Consider the following 15,952-nt stretch of genomic DNA (forward strand, 5'->3'; position numbering starts at 1 on the left):
TATCTCGCCGAACGCGCCGCTGGAGACGCAAGACCATGAACCTTCGCGACACCTCCCTTTTCCGCCAGGCCGCTCTCGTCGGCGAGGATTGGATCGAAGCCGAGGGGAGAGCCGCCATCAGCGTCCTCAACCCCGCGACCGGCGAAGTCATGGGCCGCGTGCCCAGGCTTGGCGCCGCGGAGACCAGCCTGGCAATCGCCGCCGCAGCACGCTCGCAGAGGCAGTGGGCGGCAAGGACCGCCAAGGAGCGCTCGGCGGTGCTGCGCCGCTGGTTCGAAATGATGGTTGAAAACAAGGACGATCTGGGCCGTATCCTGACGGCCGAGCAGGGCAAACCGCTGCCGGAGGCGACAGGAGAAATTCTTTACGGCGCAAGCTTCGTCGAATGGTTCGCCGAAGAGGCCCGGCGCATTTACGGTGACATCGTGCCCGGCCACCAGCCGGACAAGCGCATACTCGTGATGAAACAGCCGATCGGCGTCGTGGCGGCCATCACCCCCTGGAACTTCCCGAACGCGATGATAACGCGCAAGGCCGGGCCGGCGCTTGCGGCCGGCTGCGCGATGGTGCTCAAGCCGGCTTCGCAAACGCCTTTTTCGGCAATCGCCCTCGCGGTTCTGGCGGAACGCGCCGGCCTGCCGAAAGGCCTGTTCAGCGTGATCACCGGATCGGCCAGCGAGATTGGCGCCGAGATGACGGCGAACGCTACGGTGCGGAAACTGACCTTCACCGGCTCGACCGAGATTGGCGCGGAGCTTTACAAGCAGAGCGCACCGACCATCAAGAAACTCGGCCTGGAACTGGGCGGCAATGCGCCCTTCATCGTCTTTGACGATGCCGATCTCGACGCGGCCGTGGAAGGCGCCCTCATCGCCAAGTTCCGGAACAACGGCCAGACCTGCGTCTGCGCCAATCGCCTTTATGTCCAGGACGGAGTCTACGACGCCTTCACCGCCAAGCTTGCCGGCGCCGTCGCCAAGCTCAAGACCGGCAACGGCTTTGACGAAGGCGTGGTATTAGGCCCGCTCATCGACCAGGCGGCGCTCGACAAGGTTGAAGAGCATATTGCCGACGCCACGGCGAAAGGAGCCCGTATCGTCCAGGGCGGCAAACGCCACGCACTGGGCGGAACCTTTTTCGAGGCGACGGTGCTTGCGGACGTCAACGCCGGCATGGCCGTCGCCCGCGAAGAAACCTTCGGCCCCGTCGCGCCGCTGTTCCGCTTCAAGGACGAGGCCGATGTCATCGACCAGGCCAACGACACCGAGTTCGGCCTTGCTTCCTATTTCTACGCCAAGGATCTCTCCCGCGTCTTCCGTGTCGCCGAGGCGCTCGAATACGGCATGGTCGGTGTCAACACGGGACTGATTTCCACGGCCGAAGCGCCCTTCGGAGGTGTCAAGCTTTCCGGCCTGGGCCGCGAAGGATCCAGATACGGCATCGAGGAATTCACCGAGATCAAATACGTTTGCCTCGGCGGGATAGCGTGATCGGAAACCCGTTGCTGCGCCCGAAACACCGGGTCGCGAGTTCTACCTCCCTTTGATGATGCCGAGTGATTGAGATGCCTGCTCCTCGTAACCTGTTCAAGCACGCCCTAAGGGAGGGACGCGCCCAGATTGGTCTCTGGCAGGCCCTGGCCAGCCCCTACACTGTCGAGATCTGCGCCGGGGCGGGCTACGACTGGCTGCTGCTCGACGCCGAGCATGCGCCTAACGACCTGCCGCTGCTGGTTTCGCAGTTGCAGGCGATGAAGGGAGCGTCCTGCCAGCCGATCATCCGCCCGCCGGTCGGCGAGCCCTGGATCCTGAAGCAGCTGCTCGACATTGGCGCCCAGTCGCTTCTGGTGCCGATGATCGAAAGCGGAGCCCAGGCGGAAGCGATGGTCAGGGCCCTACGCTATCCGCCTCACGGCATCCGCGGCGTGGGCGCAGCCCTGGCCCGCGCGTCGGCGTTCAACCGCATCCCCGACTACCTGCAGACGGCCAATGCCGAGATCTGCCTGCTGCTGCAGGTGGAAAGCCGCGCCGGCCTGACGGCGCTGGACGACATCGCCTCCACCGAAGGCGTCGACGGCGTGTTCATCGGGCCGGCCGATCTGGCGGCCGACATGGGTTTTCTCGGGCGGCCGGGCGCCCCCGAGGTCCAGGCGGAGGTGGAGAAGTCGCTGCTCAGGATTCGCTCGCACGGCAAGGCCGCCGGCATCCTCATCGGCGATCTCAACCTGGCTAGGCGCTACCTCGATCTTGGGGCGACTTTCGTTGCGATCGGCAACGACGTCACGCTGCTCGCCAATGCAACTTCGAAGCTATTGGCGGATTTCCGCGCCACGGGATCCAAGACCGCGACCTCGGAAGCGCAAGTCTACTGACCATTGATGGCGAGGGTACCATGTGGTCGCCCTCGCCATCAGAAAGACCAGCGATCGACGCTGCAAGTCACCCTACGTTCCTAAATTGGAAGTCGCTGAGCACTCGCTCGTCGGGATCAATCGGACCCAGGTTCTTCACGACCCGGAATTGGCCGCCCTGCGCCTGCGCGATATACATGTTCATGCGAACATGGTGCTGGCCGGGAACCATCTCAGCCGGACCGCCCGGGCCTTGGCCGATCCTGGCGTGATCGAGCACCCGGATGACCGCGTCGCGCTCGGCCGTGCCGGCCTCTTTCACCGCAGCTTCCCACATCTTGATCGCCCGGTAGTGACCGGTGCACCCGCTGCCCGCCGTCAAGGTGGCGCCGCCCGGGAACCGTTCGCTGTAGCGGCGCAAGAGCGCGCGGCCGAACGGTTCGTCGAGTTCCTGGTAATAGTCGAGACAGCTGTAGAGACCCTCGATCTGCTCGGATGGCACCAGATTGAAGAAGTTTTCGTCGAAATAAGTGCATACGATCCTGCCACCGCGTTTGTGGAAGCCGGCCCTGTACAGCTCTTCGAAGAACGGCGTCAGGCCCGGCGGGACGATGGTGTTGAAGACCACCTCGGTGCCGCTCGCCATGATATGCTGCACGGTCCGCCGGAAATCGACGGTGTCGAGCGGGAAATACTCCTCGCCGACGATCTCGCCGCCATTCGCGCGTACGGCCCTGCTGGCGGCCTTGTTGAGCAGATGCGGCCAGATGTAGTCGGCGGACGGCAGATAGAACCGCTTCGCGCCGGTGCTGCTCATGAGCCACGGGATCAGCGGCTCGACCTGCTGAGCGGGCACCGGACCCGTGCAGAAGATCAGGGGATCGTTTTCCTGTCCCTCATATTGCTCGGTATAGATGTAAAGCGTCTTGCCGCGCGTCACCGCCTCGCTCTTGATGGCCAGGCGGGTCGAGCTGTAGATGCCCCCGATGACCACATCGACCCTGTCGACGTCGACCAGTTTCGCGGCTTTTGCCTTGGCGACACCGTCGGTCGTTTCGCCATCCTCGATGACGAGTTCCACCGGCCTGCCCAGGAGGCCGCCTTTGGCATTGATGTCATCGACAAGCATCGTGGTGAGGTTCGCATTTGCGATCCCCATGAAAGACAACGGGCCTGTCAGTTCGGCGATGAGGCCGATCTTGATGGGTTTCGGATCCATTTGACTTCTCCAATTCTGGGTTTGGTCTTTTGGGATTTGTCGGGGTGCGCCGCTGCCGACGGCAAGCGCCGCGGCGTGGGCGTTAGGCCTCGTAGTGGCCGAGCAGCAGCGCCGCCTGCGGCTTCCCGACATGGCCGGCTTCCTGAAGGATCGCCGGGACCTCCGGATCCGACACGAAATTCTTCCAGCCCTCGGCGTCCCAGTCGAAGATCGCCCAGACGCGGTCGGGTTCGCTGGGATCGCGGAACACGGTTGCGCCGTTCGAGCCGTGCAGCCGGCGCTTGTCGGCGCCCTTGGTCGAAAAGATACGGATAAAGTGGTCGACGTCCGCGACCTTGGTCGTTGCGAGAAGCATCGGATTTCCTCCTGTCGGTCGCGGCCACCATTGGTCCGTCGACAGGATCACGATGCGCGCCGCGGAGCCCGCGCGCATGGGGTGGATTCCCTATGCTGGCGTCTCGCCTGGCCGGACAAGGCCGTGCTCAACCGCATAGAGCGCGGCGGCGGCGCGGGTGGCGACGCCGATCTTGGCATAGACGCTCTGGATATGGTGGTCGGCAGTCTTGGGCGCGATATCGAGCCTGCGCGCCGTCTCCTTCGCCGTCAGGCCGGCGGCGATCAGGCGCAGCACCTCGATCTCGCGCGGCGTCATGCCGGCCAGCCCCTGCGGCAAGGCTCGACGCGACTGCTGGCCGGAGAAGGACAACACGGCCTCGGCGGCGTCGGGGCAGATACAGCCGTCACGCACGGCGGCGCGCAACTGTGCCGCCGCCGCCTCGCTGGACAGCGCCTTGCGGTGCGGACGTTCCTCCCGCGACGTCTGGAAGGCTTCGGCGGCGGCCAGAATCCTGGCGGCCGGCGACAGGTCGGAGCCGTTGACCTTGCGGTGATAGCCCGAACCGTCCAGGCGCTCGTGATGGCGCAGCACGATCGCGCCCATCGCATCACCACCACGGCCGAAGGAAGCCAGCGCCCGCTCGCCGTAATAGGCGTGCAGCTGCGCCGCGTCGCGCTCGCGCACCGACAGCGGGCCGTTGCGCATCCAGGTCGCCACAGGCACCACGAGTTCGCCGATGTCATGTATGCAGCCCGACCAGCGCAGCGCGCGCACGTCAAATTCAGGCAGCCCGATCCGTTTGCCCGCACCCGCGGCCAGTTCCGACACCATGCGCGAATGGCCCTGTGTAAACGGCATTCGCATGTCGATCATGTCGGCAATGGCGAGGAATGCCTCTTCGCAGGCCCCCTCATCCAGCATCACCGGCGGATCGGGCTCCAGCGCCAAGATCGTCTCGCGGTCGACCGTGGCGCCGATATCCTTCATCAGCGTCGCCGCGTTGGCCGAGACAAGCCGGGCCAGAACGGCCTCGTACGGGCCGTCGGCGCGACTTGCGATGGTCTCGGCCATCCCGTCGATGCCGATTGCATCGCTGAGCGCAATCGTGTCCTGCGCAAGTGTAATCAGGCGCACGGCCGGCAGGACGTCCTCGCCGCTCAAGCCACGCGGCAGGCCCTTGCCGTCCCAGCGTTCGTAGATTTGTCCGAGATTTCGCCGAATCTCGTCGGATAGGCCGAGCCGCTCGCCGATCCGCTGCGCCACTTCACAATGGGCCGTCAAAACCGGGCGCGCCACGGCGAGCGCCTGCGACATCGCGGCCTCGATGGCCTTGGCCTGCGCGTCAGGCTCGAGATCATAATAGAACCGCTTGAAGGCCTGTACGAAGACCCTGCCTAGTTCCGCGCGGTTGCCCATGTCGAGACCCACAAGATCCTGGCGAAGCGCAATCTCGTCGCCGAAGAGACCTGAAAGCAGGTCGGTGTCGGCGTTGCAGCCGACATAGCGCAGCATGGACTGGTGATAGGCATTGCGCCGAACCTGCTCCGAGACGCCAGCAAGTTCGGCGATCCGCATTGCGAGCACGCAGGATTTCAGCGCGAAGTCGCGCGAATGGCCAGTGGCGAGGTCCGAAGCATAGGCAAGGACCATCATAAAGTCAGCCCGGCGTATCGAGACGTCTGTCATCGCATACCCCCAAGTACCCCAATGCTAGCCCCGTGCGCCGTCAATACCTAGGGGAAAAACGCTGCAACGTATTGCCCAGGCGGACTTACACAACTTCTAGCCCCCTTGCGCTGGCTGTCAGACAGGCACTCTGGCAGAGGGCTCGCTGTCCCCCAAGGGAGGCGGGCCCTCACCATTGACGGAACCGTCCCTGTTTGTCTGAATTAGGGCCTAGGTGAATGGTCGATCCTCCAGGGGTGTTGCCGTTCGCCGGCCCGTCGTTGGCTCCCACGCTGGCGGCGGGCTTTTCGGCGAATGGCTGCAGGCGTTCTGTGGAAGCGCCTGGCCGTGTCGGGCTCTCACGCGTCCGATGCCATTGACGATTATGTGAATTGCCACACCGGTCAGCAACCCTACCTGACGTCCATGACCCGGTTTGCTACAGTCACCCTCTTTGCCATGGGCTCGATCATTGCCGCCTTGCTTGCAACGGGATGGTGCATGGAGCCTTCACTCTGGGCCCTGTTTTGAGATGGTACGCCGATCGCTCATGTACCTGCTCATCTCGCTGGCCACGCTGGCGGTGATCCACTTTTCGGAATCGGTTAGCTTGTTTCTGATGGGCGCAGACTGGTACGCCCGCGGCTGATGGGCACGCTTTTGAGGGATCGGGGCCTGCGCGTATGATAGGTCTCGATAATCGGGACCCTGCAGAAGCCATTGCGCATAATCTTCTCGACAAAGTGGCTCGCCAAAACGCGTCGTAGATGCTCGACCCCCAAAATACAGAGTCGATAGAATCCAGCGAGCCTTGGTGCCAATTAATCTTTCCTAAGCCGGATCACAGTTGTAGGAAGAGACGCAAGAAACAGAACTATGCAAACACTTAAAAGAACTATGTCTTTGTATAGAAACTCGCCAGCCAAATTCCATGCTATGGGATCGGAGGATATGCTCCATACCACGACCCCAGGGGTCGTAAAGAAAAATGACCATGTGATGAGGAACGTACCAATTCCGATTAGTGCGCCAAGGGCAGACAAAGTTGGCACAAAAGCGCCCAAAGCCAGTAGGAGAGCCGTCCCCAATTCTACGCAACCTAGAAGGTAGGCTTCGCCTCTAATTCCAAAAATCTGGAGCCAAGAAACGAACGGGCTGTTCGAAATATACAGAGCGATCCCCTGCGCGGATTGCGGTGTGAATTTCTGGATTCCGAACGACACGAAAATCAACACCATCACCCACCTCAGAACGGCGAGTGGCCAATAAGAGCCGAAGCCTTTTTCAGCGACGTTGAAATCTCTATGCATGCTACATCCTTTGCCGACGAATAAGAAAGCGATATGTCATATCAGGCAGCCTCAGCCCACGGTTGGTTCAGCAAGCTGCAGGCTCATGAGGAACCCTGCGACCTTCTTCGTCGCTCGAGGGATTTCGTTACGTCGCCAAACTCGAAAAAGTTGGGGTCCAAACCCATTGGCGTAACACTCCATCCGGTGAGTGCTCGGTTGATCGCAGATCGGCATAGTGTGACCCGGTCCGACCGCGATGGTGAGGCCGGAGCCAGATACAACCCGCCATTCACCTGAGCGCCACACCGGCCAACGTGATAGTGACCTCGCAAGTCGGACGGCATCACCTCAGCCCGTGCGCAATTTGCTTTGCAGCAGGCATTTTTCGCAGCGCGACCATAGCGGTAACTCCGAGGAATGGACCGGGCGACAGGATCAGGAAGCTCCAGCGCCAACCCAAAACCTCCGCCATGAACGACACCAAATGGATGGAGCAAAAAGTGAGTGCGATGCCCAGGCTCAGTTGCAGGGAAAGCGCCGTCCCCACGTAGCGTTGATCACTTAATTCGGTGACCATAGCTGAGAATTGCGCCGAATCGCCAATGACGGTCGTACCCCATAAGATGGCAACCACGGCGAACAGCCAAAGTGGCCCGCCGAATATCAGTCCGATGGTTAGTGCGCAGAGGCCGGACACCGCCATCATCGCAGCTGCCGTCGCTGTGCGGCCGATGCGATCCGCCATGATGCCCCCGGCGATCGAGCCAATCCCACCAGAGGCCACGACAAAGAACGCCAGCAACGAGGCCGCGCTCGGACCGCTGATGCCAAGACCGGGGCTGCCCGCCCTGATGTAGGCCAGTATCCAGCCCCACATGGCGTAGAGTTCCCACATGTGACCGAGATAGCCGAGATTGGCGAGCATCAGCGCGCGGTTGCGCAGCAGCGTCCTGATATGGCGGCGGTCGAATGTCGATCTGGCGAAGGGATAAGGTCCCTCCTCGCCGAGGCAGAGGATCAACACCGCGCCTGCCGTTGCAGCCAGCGAGGTCGCAACGATGACGTCCTGCCAGGCGAATTCGGCGGCCCGCGCCGATACCAGATGAGGAAAGGCGGAACCAAGTGTCAGCGCAGCGAGCAAAACGCCAAGCGCCGTCCCGCGTCCACGACTGAACCAGGTCGATACTAGCTTCAGCGCGGGTGGGTAGACTCCTGCCAGCGCCATGCCGGTCATAAAACGGGCCGCCAGCAGGAGTTCGACGGAAGGCGCGAACAATAGACAGATGTTGGCGGCCGCCGCAATCAACGCGCTGGCGCAGATCACTCTGCGAAGGGAAACAATGTCCAAGAGACCAGCCATGCTAGAGGCCAATGCGCCACTGGCAAAGCCGATTTGCACGGCACCGGTTAGCCAAGCGCCCTGCGCGAGAGAAAGGCCCCACAGTTGCGTCAGTTGCGGCGAGATCGCCGTCGCAGAAAACCATGTGGTCATCGGTAGGAAGGCGCCTACCGCGATCACGATCAACATCGACCAGCGCCGGCCGGCACTGGCTGCGATGGCGTTGTCGATCGCCATACGGTCCGTATCCATCGGTTCAGGCCGCGATAGAACCCTGCAGTTGCTTCAGCAGTGGCAGAAGGTCGGCCGGGTCGGGCCTGCGCGTATAGTCCGGGCTGATTTCGGCGTAGATGATGATGCCGTCCTGGCCGATCACGAAACGAGCCGGCATCGGCAATGTCCAGGACGGATCCTCGTTGATCAGCGGCAGATCGACGCCGAAGCTCCGGTACAGCGCGATCAGGTCGTCCGGCAGGCGAAACCGCAGGCCGAAGGCATCGGCGACCTTACCGTCCGGGTCACTCAGCATCGGGAAATCTACCTTCTTGTCGCGCTTTGCCTTGCGGCCGTTCGCAAGCGATTGCGGCGAGATGGAAACCAGTTGCGCGCCCGTGGCCTGGATGGCCGGCCAGGTCTCCTGCAGGGCGCCAAGTTCTATGTTGCAATAAGGGCACCAGACACCGCGATAGAAACTGAGCACCAGCGGACCACGGGCAAGCAGGTCGCCGGATGCGACAGCACCGCCATCGGCCTCAGACAATTTGAAGGCTGGTGCGACGACGCCTGCCTTCAAGGCCTTGCCGGCCTGACCGGACGCAATGAGTTCAGCGGTCGCGCGATGCATGGTCTCGACCGCTTGCCTGGGAGCCTTGCCTTCGAAGTCGGCTTTGAAGGCGTCGAGCTTTTCCTGAAGAGACATGGGACACTCCAAAATCCTGACCGCATTGTTTGCGGCGGAATGTCCTCGCCTATTTCCCAAAGGAGGGGTAGCTTGCTGCAAAGCATAGCAATCATCCGGAAAACGAATGGCTGACAGGCTCCAGGAACTCGAGGTCTTCGTGCGCGTGGCCGAGCGCGGCAATCTTTCCCAGGTCGCCCGCGAAATCGGCCTGTCGCAGCCATCGGTGTCGCGGATCCTGAATGACCTGGAGGCGCGCATTGGCGCCCGCCTGCTCATCCGCACCAGCCGTAAGGTCGGGCTGACCGAGGCTGGGCAAGTCTATCTCGACCAAATCCGACCGGTGCTGGCCGACCTTGGGGCAGCGGCCGACACCGCAGCAGGCAATGAGGAATTGCGGGGCGTTCTGCGCGTGGAACTGTCGGTCACATTCGCGATGCGCGCACTCATTCCCCGCCTGCCCGGGCTTCTGGCCGAGCATCCCAACCTATCGGTCGAGTTGATGATGGACGATCGCCGGCGCAGCCTTGTCGAGGAGGGCGCCGATGTCGCGATCCGGCTTGGCCTGCTGGACAATTCCAGCATGATGGCGCGCAAGATCGGGCAGACGCCTCGGTTGCTTGTCGCCGCGCCGGACTACATCGCCCGGCATGGCCAGCCGAGCAGCCCCGCAGATCTGGTGCGGCATCAGGTGATCTTCGGCCCCTCCGACAGTTCCGGCGCGACGCTCCAGGAGTTGGTCGATCCGCAGGCCATCTTTGTGCTGCCCAAGAGTCCTCGCATCAGGGTCTCGAGCTCGGCCGGGGTCACAGCATGTGTCGTGGCTGGGCTTGGCCTGGCATTTGGTTCGGGATGGATGTTCGACGCAGAACTGCGGGACGGCCGCCTGTGCCAGCTGCTGCCCGATTTTCCGCTGCCGACCCTACCCATCCATGCCCTGTTCCCGGCCGGACGGCAACCGAGCAAGCGGGCCAGAGGATTCGCCGACTGGCTGAGCAAGTCACTCACTTCATCACAATAGGTCGGGTGGCGCCGATATCGGATGCCAGGCCGAAAGGAATAAATCGGCGGCGATGCGCTGCACTTTGCTCAATGAGCTCGATTGGGTTAGTCTCGCAATATGCGCCATCGCTGATAAACCATTTCGCTGAGGGGGCGAAATTTCATGGAGATGCAGCAGGTCCGCTATTTTTTGGCCCTGTCGAACACGTTGAATTTCACGAGAGCGGCTGAGGAGTGCAACGTCACTCAGCCGGCTCTTACGCGCGCCATCAAGACGCTCGAAGAGGAGTTAGGCGGGGAACTGCTGCGACGCGAGCGTCAGCACTCGCACCTAACGGAACTTGGGCGGCGGATGCTGCCGTTGCTGCAGCAGTGTTACGACGCGGCCACCTCCGCGAAGTCATTGGCCAAGGCTGTGCAAAGCAGCGATGTAGCGCCCCTCAACGTCACCATTTCGAATAGCATCAACATTGCGCTGCTGGTCTCGCCGTTCACCGAGCTCTTCCGAGCCTATCCCGGCGTGCACCTCAAGATCCACCGCGGCTCGCCAGCGGCTGTGATCGAGGCGCTCAAAGGCGGTGAAGTAGAGCTGGCGATTGCCGGCCCCCTTGGAGAGGCCTGGGACCGCCTGGACGTATGGCCGCTGTTTCAGGAGGGGATAGAACTGGCCGTAAATGCGGATCATCCGCTGGCCCGGCGCAACGAGGCTGATGTCGCGCTGGCGCAGCTCGCCGCCGAACCCGTGCTCAGTCGAATCGATTGGGAGACGAGCGAGGAGCTGGCGCGTTGTCTTTCCGCCAAAGGATATACGCCCCGCACCGCGCATGAGGTCGAGACAGATCAGGATCTGCTTGCGCTGCTCGAGGCCAATGCCGGGGTTGGATTTGTCTCGCTTACCGCGCCACGATCCTCGAACACCCGTCGGCTCAAACTTCGCGATCTGGACGTCTCGCGGATTGTTTCGGTTTATGCGGTTGCCGGCCGGCAGCGCGCGCCCGTCGCGACGACGCTGCTCAACCTGCTAAGGGCAGCCGACTGGTCGTCCTTCGGCGTCAGCGAGCCCGCCTGAGCGCGGCAATCAGGTCGTCGATGTCCATACGGCGGCGGTAGTCCGGATCGACAAAGCGATCCCTGATGACCCCGTCCGTGCCGACGATGAAGGTGGCCGGGATGGGCATGAACCAGCTGCTGTTGCCCTGATAGCTGGGGATGTCGAGGCCCAGGCCCATAAGCCGCTCCATTTCGGCGCCGACCCAGATCGCGAGGTTGAGCGACAGCGCATAGCCGTTGTCCATGTCGATCAGGAATGGGAATTGAGCGCCGACCAGGACCTTCATGGCCTTCGTGAACTTGCGCCGCTCCGGCATGATGGCAACCACTTGTCCGCCCAACTCGTCAATCTCGCGCTGCACCTCGACGATGCCGATAGCGTTCAAGCGGCAATAAGGGCACCAGTGACCGCGCTGAAAGGTGATGACGGCTGGGCCTCTGTTCAGGACTTCGGCCAAGCTGACGAGCCTGCCGTTGTCATCAGGCAACAAAAAACCAGGCATGGCCTCGCCCGGAGACGGCGCCATGGCGCCGGCGCCTTGCTTCTCGAGGCGCTCCACCAGACGCTCGACAGCGTCCGCGAATTCCGAGTTCAGGCGTCGGACTGCCGCGGCAACTACCGCCAGCCGTTCGTTGAGAGGCGCATCAAGTTCGATGGCTGCCTGGACGGACTGTTCGAATGTCATTGCCTGATCGTCGGCGGCCATGTCTGCGCTTTCACACGTCCCGCATAGCCTACCACCTTGACCCCTTGGCGATTGCCATGTTTTTCCGGCATGGTTTTGATGCCCCACGTGCATCGACGCATGTCAGCTTCGCGTTCTATTTCGCTGATCCGGAGCTGCGCGTTACATCATGTTCCTGATGTCGGCCGCAAAAGTCGGAAAGGCGCAGACCGTCTCGGCAAGTTCTTGTGCCGGGATGCCGTGCTTCATCGCGAGCGCGAAAATGTGGATGAGTTCCTCGCCGGCATGGCCGACCAGGTGAGCCCCGAGGATCTTGCCTGTCGCTTCCTCCACGATGATCTTCGACCACGCAACCGCCTCCGCGTAGGTCCTGGCGGAAAGCCAGCCTCGCATATCATTCAGGTGCACGTTGACCGTGAAGCCGCGTTCCCTCGCCTTGGCCTCTGTTAGGCCGACGGTTGCTACGGCTGGAATGCTATAGAGAGAGGCAGGTATGTGACTGTAATCGGGCCTATGCTTCGGGCCTGCGACGATGTTGCGGCCGACAATCCCGCCCTCATAGGTCGCGACCGGCGAAAGCTGCGGAGAGTTCCAGACTGCATCTCCGCAGACATAGACGTCCGGGTTGGAACGTGAGCGCAGATGATCGTCGATCTCGATGCGGCCTTCGCGATGCACGATGACACCCGCCCCAAGATCAAGGCTCTCGACATTGGCCACCCGCCCGGCGCAATTGACGGCCCGATCAGTATCGACCGAGCATTCAACGCCATCCTTCGCAAAGCTCACTCGCAGTCGCCCGTCGGCCTCCTCTATCTTCCTGACCCAGGCCTTGGTGTGAATGCCGATCCCCAACCGCTCGCTCTCATCAAGCAGTTGAGCAACGGCATCCTCGTCGAAGCCTCCCAGAAGTTGCGGCAGCGCCTCCAGGATGGTGACTTCGACGCCGGCGCGAGCGTAGACATGCCCGAGTTCGAACGCGATAACGCCGCCGCCGATGAACACAACGGCGCGAGGCAGCGTCGGATCGCTCAGCACCTCGTCGGATGTGATCAGGAATTCCGAGCCGGGGATCGGCAGCGGGCGCGGCATTGAACCTGTGGCGATGACGATGTTCCTGGCCTCGAGTTCTCTACTCCCCACACGAATGGCATTGCTGGCGATGAATGCGGCCTCGCCATGGATGACATCGACGCCTCGCCTGGCCATCAATCCGGACAGCCGGGACGGGATATCCCTGATGATTTCCTTTTCCCGCTCGATCAAGGCTCGCCAGTCGAGCCTCGGCGGATCGATTTTGATTGCATGATTGCCGGCCCTTGCGATCTCGTCGAGCGCGTGAGCCGCAGCAACCAGCACCTTCTTTGGCGTGCAGCCACGATTGGGACAGGTGCCGCCGAGATCGCGAGCCTCTATCATGGCGACGGAAAGTCCGGCGGCGCGTGTCGCGACGGTTACGCCCATTCCAGCGTTGCCGCCGCCCAGGATCACGACATCATACTTTTCCATCCCACCGCCTCCGCCGCGCTAATGAAGCTTGATCCGCGGTCTGGCGCGCCTCAGGATCATCTCGCCGATCGAGGCCAGCATTGTCTTTCCCAGCCCGTGAACCGCCTTGAGATGCATCTTGTGCAGCGAGCGATAGACCAGCCTTGCAACGAGCCCTTCGATTTTCAGTCCGCCGATCAGGCTGCCGAACGCACCGTAGTCGGCGAGCGACACGAGGGAGCCATAGTCCCGGTAGCGATATGCCGGCGCGGCGTGCCCTGCGACACGCGCTGCAATCACCTTGACCATATGGCTAGCCTGCTGATGGGCCGTCTGGGCACGCGGCGGCAAGGCGTTGCCTTCGCCCGGCAGCACGCAATTCGCGCAGTCGCCAATCGCAAATACATTTTCGTCTGCACCCGTGCGCAAGGTTTCGTCGACCACCAGCCGGTTGATGCGATCGGTCTCGAGACCATCGAGGCTCTTCAGGAAATCGGGCGCCTTGATTCCGGCCGCCCAGACCACCAATTCGGCCGGCACAAAGAGCTTGTCGCCAAGCCGGATACCATCTTCGGTCACTTCGGTGACCTCGATCCCGCAGCGTATCACGACGCCCAGCTTGATCAGCAAGCGCGCGGTGGCCTGCGCCATAGGCTCGGGCAGCGCAGGCAGAATTCTCGGGCCGGCTTCGACGATCGTGATGCGGATCAGCCTTTCGAAATCGATGTTGTCGAGATTGTGCGACGCAATCTCGCGCATCGACTTGTGCAGTTCCGCTGCCAGCTCGACGCCCGTGGCGCCGGCGCCGACGATGACGCAATGAAGCTGGCCAGGGGAAAGCTGCCCGTATTGCGCGTTGGCGCGCAGGCATGCGTCGATCATGCGCTTGTTGAACCGCGCGGCCTGCCCTGCTGTGTCGAGCGAAATGGCATGGCGCGCGGCGCCCGGCGTGCCGAAATCGTTGCTCACGCTGCCGACGGCCATGACCAGCGTGTCATAGCCCAGAACACGCGGCGGGATGACCTGGCGACCGTCATCGTCGAAGCTGGGCGCAACGAAAACCTGCCGTTTGGCGCGATCGATTCCGACGACCTCGCCGATGCGGTATCGGTAGCCGTGCCTGCTGGCATGGGCGATGTATTCGACCGCATCGTGCGATGCGCTCAGGGTGCCGGACGCCACCTCATGCAACAGCGGCTTCCAGATATGCGTGCGGTTGCGATCCACAAGCGTGACGGAAAGGCGCCGCTTGCCGAACCGGCGGCCAAGGCGCGTCGCCAGCTCGAGCCCACCGGCGCCGCCGCCGACGATCACCACGCGATGCAACGATTTGTCGGCATGAGACGGCGTCTCGGCGATCGTGCGGAAGAGCGCCGCATCGTTGGCGAGCACTGCTTCGGGAACCAATCGCATGCCGGGGGTGATGATCTGCATTGGTGCACTCCGCTGCGTTCCAGGACCCGTCTATCCGGTCACTCTTGCGACTCGTGGATTACGATGCCCTGCAGCATGTCGACCTCGCATTCCCACGGCTTGTCCGTCAGCACGCGTTGCCCATGCTCGTAGCCCGCCTGCCAGCGCGTGCGGATGCCCGAGCGGGTGAAGTCGATGTCCTTGGTGTGGTCCTCGCCGTCCAGACGTGGCGAAAGCAGGCGCACGAGATGCATGACCGACGGGCAGCCATAGGAGGCGAGCTCCTTGAACATCGGATCCTCGCGACGTTCCTCGGGCACGAGCCTTCCCATTTCACGCACGACATGCCGCAACCGATGCAGCTGCTCTTGCCGTGCCACGTGGCTGCGGCCGCGGCTGGCGTATTGAAGGTCCTTCTGGCGGCCCATGACCTGCCAGATCGATTTCGGCTCGGTGGCGCGGGGCTGCCACATATTGACCGCGAAAATCAGGGCGTCGCGCCGCGGACGCTCGTCCAGCACGACCTCAATCGGCGTGTTGGAATAGATGCCGCCGTCCCAATAGGGCTCGCCGTCGATGCATATTGCGGGAAACGCCGGCGGCAGGGCGCCCGACGCCATGATATGGGCCGCCGACAGGATCATCTCGCGCGTGTCGAAATATTTGAGCTCGCTGGTGTTCACGTTGACCGCGCCGACCGTCAGCCGCGTGTGGCGCCCGTTGAGGTAGTCGAAATCGATCAGGTCATTCAGCGTCCTCTTGAGCGGATCGGTGGTGTAATAGGATGCGTTCTCGACACCGACCTCGCGGTTGACCCCAAACATGGCACTTGGGTTCGGTTCGAAGAACCCCGGAATGCCGCGCATTACAGTTCCCATGTTGGCAAAGATGTTGCTCGGAACCATCATCCGGAAAAACTCATCGAACGGACTGCTGCGGCCAACGCCGTCCCAGAATTCCTGGAGCCTGGGCAGACGATCGCCGGGCTGGTTCCCGGCAATCAGCGCGGCATTGATGGCGCCGATAGAGGTGCCGATGACCCAATCCGGTTCGATGCCGCCCTCCACCAGTGCCTGATAGACGCCGGCCTGATAGGCGCCGAGCGCGCCGCCGCCTTGCAGGACAAGAACGGTCTGGCGCTTGCCTTCACCCTGATGATCTGTCGCCGGTTCCGCCTGCGGGCCGGACAGGTTTTGCGCGATCTTGTTCATGG

15 protein-coding genes are annotated in these 15,952 nt (G+C 62.5%); 5 read left to right on the top strand and 10 right to left on the bottom strand.

What is annotated here, in order from left to right; genetic code table 11:
* The first annotated feature begins 35 nt into the window (after positions 1 to 35).
* Entirely contained in the window at positions 36 to 1,490 is a 1,455-nt protein-coding gene (gene gabD, locus FJ988_RS08955; RefSeq protein WP_140816583.1) for an NADP-dependent succinate-semialdehyde dehydrogenase, read from the top strand.
* Between the two features lie 74 nt (positions 1,491 to 1,564).
* Complete coding sequence (gene hpaI / locus FJ988_RS08960) at positions 1,565 to 2,371, top strand: 4-hydroxy-2-oxoheptanedioate aldolase (RefSeq protein ID WP_140816585.1); 807 nt, start codon at positions 1,565 to 1,567, stop codon at positions 2,369 to 2,371.
* A gap of 67 nt (positions 2,372 to 2,438) precedes the next feature.
* Here the strand turns inward: hpaI and FJ988_RS08965 are convergent, their stop codons facing one another.
* The 3 genes from FJ988_RS08965 to FJ988_RS08975 all read right to left on the bottom strand — a co-directional run bounded on the left by FJ988_RS08965 (position 2,439) and on the right by FJ988_RS08975 (position 5,559).
* Positions 2,439 to 3,569 (bottom strand): substrate-binding protein, encoded by a 1,131-nt coding sequence (locus FJ988_RS08965; protein WP_140816765.1) that lies wholly within the window; start codon positions 3,567 to 3,569, stop codon positions 2,439 to 2,441.
* A gap of 82 nt (positions 3,570 to 3,651) precedes the next feature.
* Positions 3,652 to 3,924, bottom strand: coding sequence for a hypothetical protein (locus FJ988_RS08970; protein WP_027024197.1), 273 nt, complete (start codon positions 3,922 to 3,924; stop codon positions 3,652 to 3,654).
* Between the two features lie 90 nt (positions 3,925 to 4,014).
* Positions 4,015 to 5,559, bottom strand: a complete 1,545-nt coding sequence (locus tag FJ988_RS08975) for an HD domain-containing phosphohydrolase (protein ID WP_246688483.1) — start codon at positions 5,557 to 5,559, stop codon at positions 4,015 to 4,017.
* 327 nt (positions 5,560 to 5,886) lie between these two features.
* Here FJ988_RS08975 and FJ988_RS08980 point away from each other — a divergent pair, with 327 nt between their 5' ends.
* The gene (locus tag FJ988_RS08980; RefSeq protein WP_140816589.1) at positions 5,887 to 6,102 is read left to right on the top strand and encodes a hypothetical protein; all 216 of its coding nucleotides are present in this window, start codon (positions 5,887 to 5,889) and stop codon (positions 6,100 to 6,102) included.
* Positions 6,103 to 6,392: 290 nt separating this feature from the next.
* Here the strand turns inward: FJ988_RS08980 and FJ988_RS08985 are convergent, their stop codons facing one another.
* The 3 genes from FJ988_RS08985 to FJ988_RS08995 form a co-directional block, all read right to left on the bottom strand.
* Positions 6,393 to 6,881: a DUF417 family protein gene (locus FJ988_RS08985; RefSeq protein ID WP_140816591.1), complete on the bottom strand. Its 489-nt coding sequence runs from the start codon at positions 6,879 to 6,881 to the stop codon at positions 6,393 to 6,395.
* Between the two features lie 325 nt (positions 6,882 to 7,206).
* Positions 7,207 to 8,439: an MFS transporter gene (locus FJ988_RS08990; protein ID WP_140816592.1), complete on the bottom strand. Its 1,233-nt coding sequence runs from the start codon at positions 8,437 to 8,439 to the stop codon at positions 7,207 to 7,209.
* Positions 8,440 to 8,458: 19 nt separating this feature from the next.
* Positions 8,459 to 9,121: a peroxiredoxin-like family protein gene (locus FJ988_RS08995; protein ID WP_140816594.1), complete on the bottom strand. Its 663-nt coding sequence runs from the start codon at positions 9,119 to 9,121 to the stop codon at positions 8,459 to 8,461.
* 106 nt (positions 9,122 to 9,227) lie between these two features.
* Between FJ988_RS08995 and FJ988_RS09000 the strand changes: the two genes are divergently transcribed.
* Together FJ988_RS09000 and FJ988_RS09005 are read left to right on the top strand one after the other, a co-directional pair.
* Positions 9,228 to 10,121: a LysR family transcriptional regulator gene (locus tag FJ988_RS09000; protein ID WP_140816596.1), complete on the top strand. Its 894-nt coding sequence runs from the start codon at positions 9,228 to 9,230 to the stop codon at positions 10,119 to 10,121.
* A 144-nt stretch (positions 10,122 to 10,265) separates the two neighbouring features.
* Positions 10,266 to 11,171, top strand: a complete 906-nt coding sequence (locus FJ988_RS09005) for a LysR family transcriptional regulator (RefSeq protein ID WP_140816598.1) — start codon at positions 10,266 to 10,268, stop codon at positions 11,169 to 11,171.
* Here FJ988_RS09005 and FJ988_RS09010 read toward each other — a convergent pair.
* From FJ988_RS09010 to FJ988_RS09025, 4 genes are all read right to left on the bottom strand, one after another.
* Positions 11,155 to 11,859, bottom strand: coding sequence for a peroxiredoxin-like family protein (locus FJ988_RS09010; protein ID WP_140816600.1), 705 nt, complete (start codon positions 11,857 to 11,859; stop codon positions 11,155 to 11,157). The genes FJ988_RS09005 and FJ988_RS09010 overlap by 17 nt on opposite strands.
* A gap of 141 nt (positions 11,860 to 12,000) precedes the next feature.
* A complete protein-coding gene (locus FJ988_RS09015; protein WP_246688484.1) occupies positions 12,001 to 13,329 on the bottom strand; it encodes an NAD(P)/FAD-dependent oxidoreductase in 1,329 nt (442 codons plus the stop codon).
* Between the two features lie 36 nt (positions 13,330 to 13,365).
* Positions 13,366 to 14,760, bottom strand: coding sequence for an NAD(P)/FAD-dependent oxidoreductase (locus FJ988_RS09020; protein ID WP_246688485.1), 1,395 nt, complete (start codon positions 14,758 to 14,760; stop codon positions 13,366 to 13,368).
* Between the two features lie 38 nt (positions 14,761 to 14,798).
* Complete coding sequence (locus FJ988_RS09025) at positions 14,799 to 15,950, bottom strand: patatin-like phospholipase family protein (RefSeq protein WP_140816604.1); 1,152 nt, start codon at positions 15,948 to 15,950, stop codon at positions 14,799 to 14,801.
* Positions 15,951 to 15,952: the final 2 nt, after the last annotated feature.

The sequence above is a fragment of the Mesorhizobium sp. CU3 genome, from assembly GCF_006442965.1.
Classification (GTDB): Bacteria; Pseudomonadota; Alphaproteobacteria; order Rhizobiales; family Rhizobiaceae; genus Mesorhizobium.

Excerpts from the sequence above, each read along its gene's own strand:
- FJ988_RS08970 (WP_027024197.1), bottom strand. The coding sequence starts at position 3,924 with ATGCTTCTCGCAACGACCAAGGTCGCGGACGTCGACCACTTTATCCGT.
- hpaI (WP_140816585.1), top strand. The coding sequence starts at position 1,565 with ATGCCTGCTCCTCGTAACCTGTTCAAGCACGCCCTAAGGGAGGGACGC.
- FJ988_RS09020 (WP_246688485.1), bottom strand. The coding sequence starts at position 14,760 with ATGCAGATCATCACCCCCGGCATGCGATTGGTTCCCGAAGCAGTGCTC.
- FJ988_RS09000 (WP_140816596.1), top strand. The coding sequence starts at position 9,228 with ATGGCTGACAGGCTCCAGGAACTCGAGGTCTTCGTGCGCGTGGCCGAG.
- FJ988_RS09005 (WP_140816598.1), top strand. The coding sequence starts at position 10,266 with ATGGAGATGCAGCAGGTCCGCTATTTTTTGGCCCTGTCGAACACGTTG.
- FJ988_RS09010 (WP_140816600.1), bottom strand. The coding sequence starts at position 11,859 with ATGGCCGCCGACGATCAGGCAATGACATTCGAACAGTCCGTCCAGGCA.
- FJ988_RS08985 (WP_140816591.1), bottom strand. The coding sequence starts at position 6,881 with ATGCATAGAGATTTCAACGTCGCTGAAAAAGGCTTCGGCTCTTATTGG.
- FJ988_RS08965 (WP_140816765.1), bottom strand. The coding sequence starts at position 3,569 with ATGGATCCGAAACCCATCAAGATCGGCCTCATCGCCGAACTGACAGGC.
- gabD (WP_140816583.1), top strand. The coding sequence starts at position 36 with ATGAACCTTCGCGACACCTCCCTTTTCCGCCAGGCCGCTCTCGTCGGC.
- FJ988_RS08980 (WP_140816589.1), top strand. The coding sequence starts at position 5,887 with ATGGCTGCAGGCGTTCTGTGGAAGCGCCTGGCCGTGTCGGGCTCTCAC.
- FJ988_RS08995 (WP_140816594.1), bottom strand. The coding sequence starts at position 9,121 with ATGTCTCTTCAGGAAAAGCTCGACGCCTTCAAAGCCGACTTCGAAGGC.
- FJ988_RS08975 (WP_246688483.1), bottom strand. The coding sequence starts at position 5,559 with ATGATGGTCCTTGCCTATGCTTCGGACCTCGCCACTGGCCATTCGCGC.
- FJ988_RS08990 (WP_140816592.1), bottom strand. The coding sequence starts at position 8,439 with ATGGCGATCGACAACGCCATCGCAGCCAGTGCCGGCCGGCGCTGGTCG.
- FJ988_RS09025 (WP_140816604.1), bottom strand. The coding sequence starts at position 15,950 with ATGAACAAGATCGCGCAAAACCTGTCCGGCCCGCAGGCGGAACCGGCG.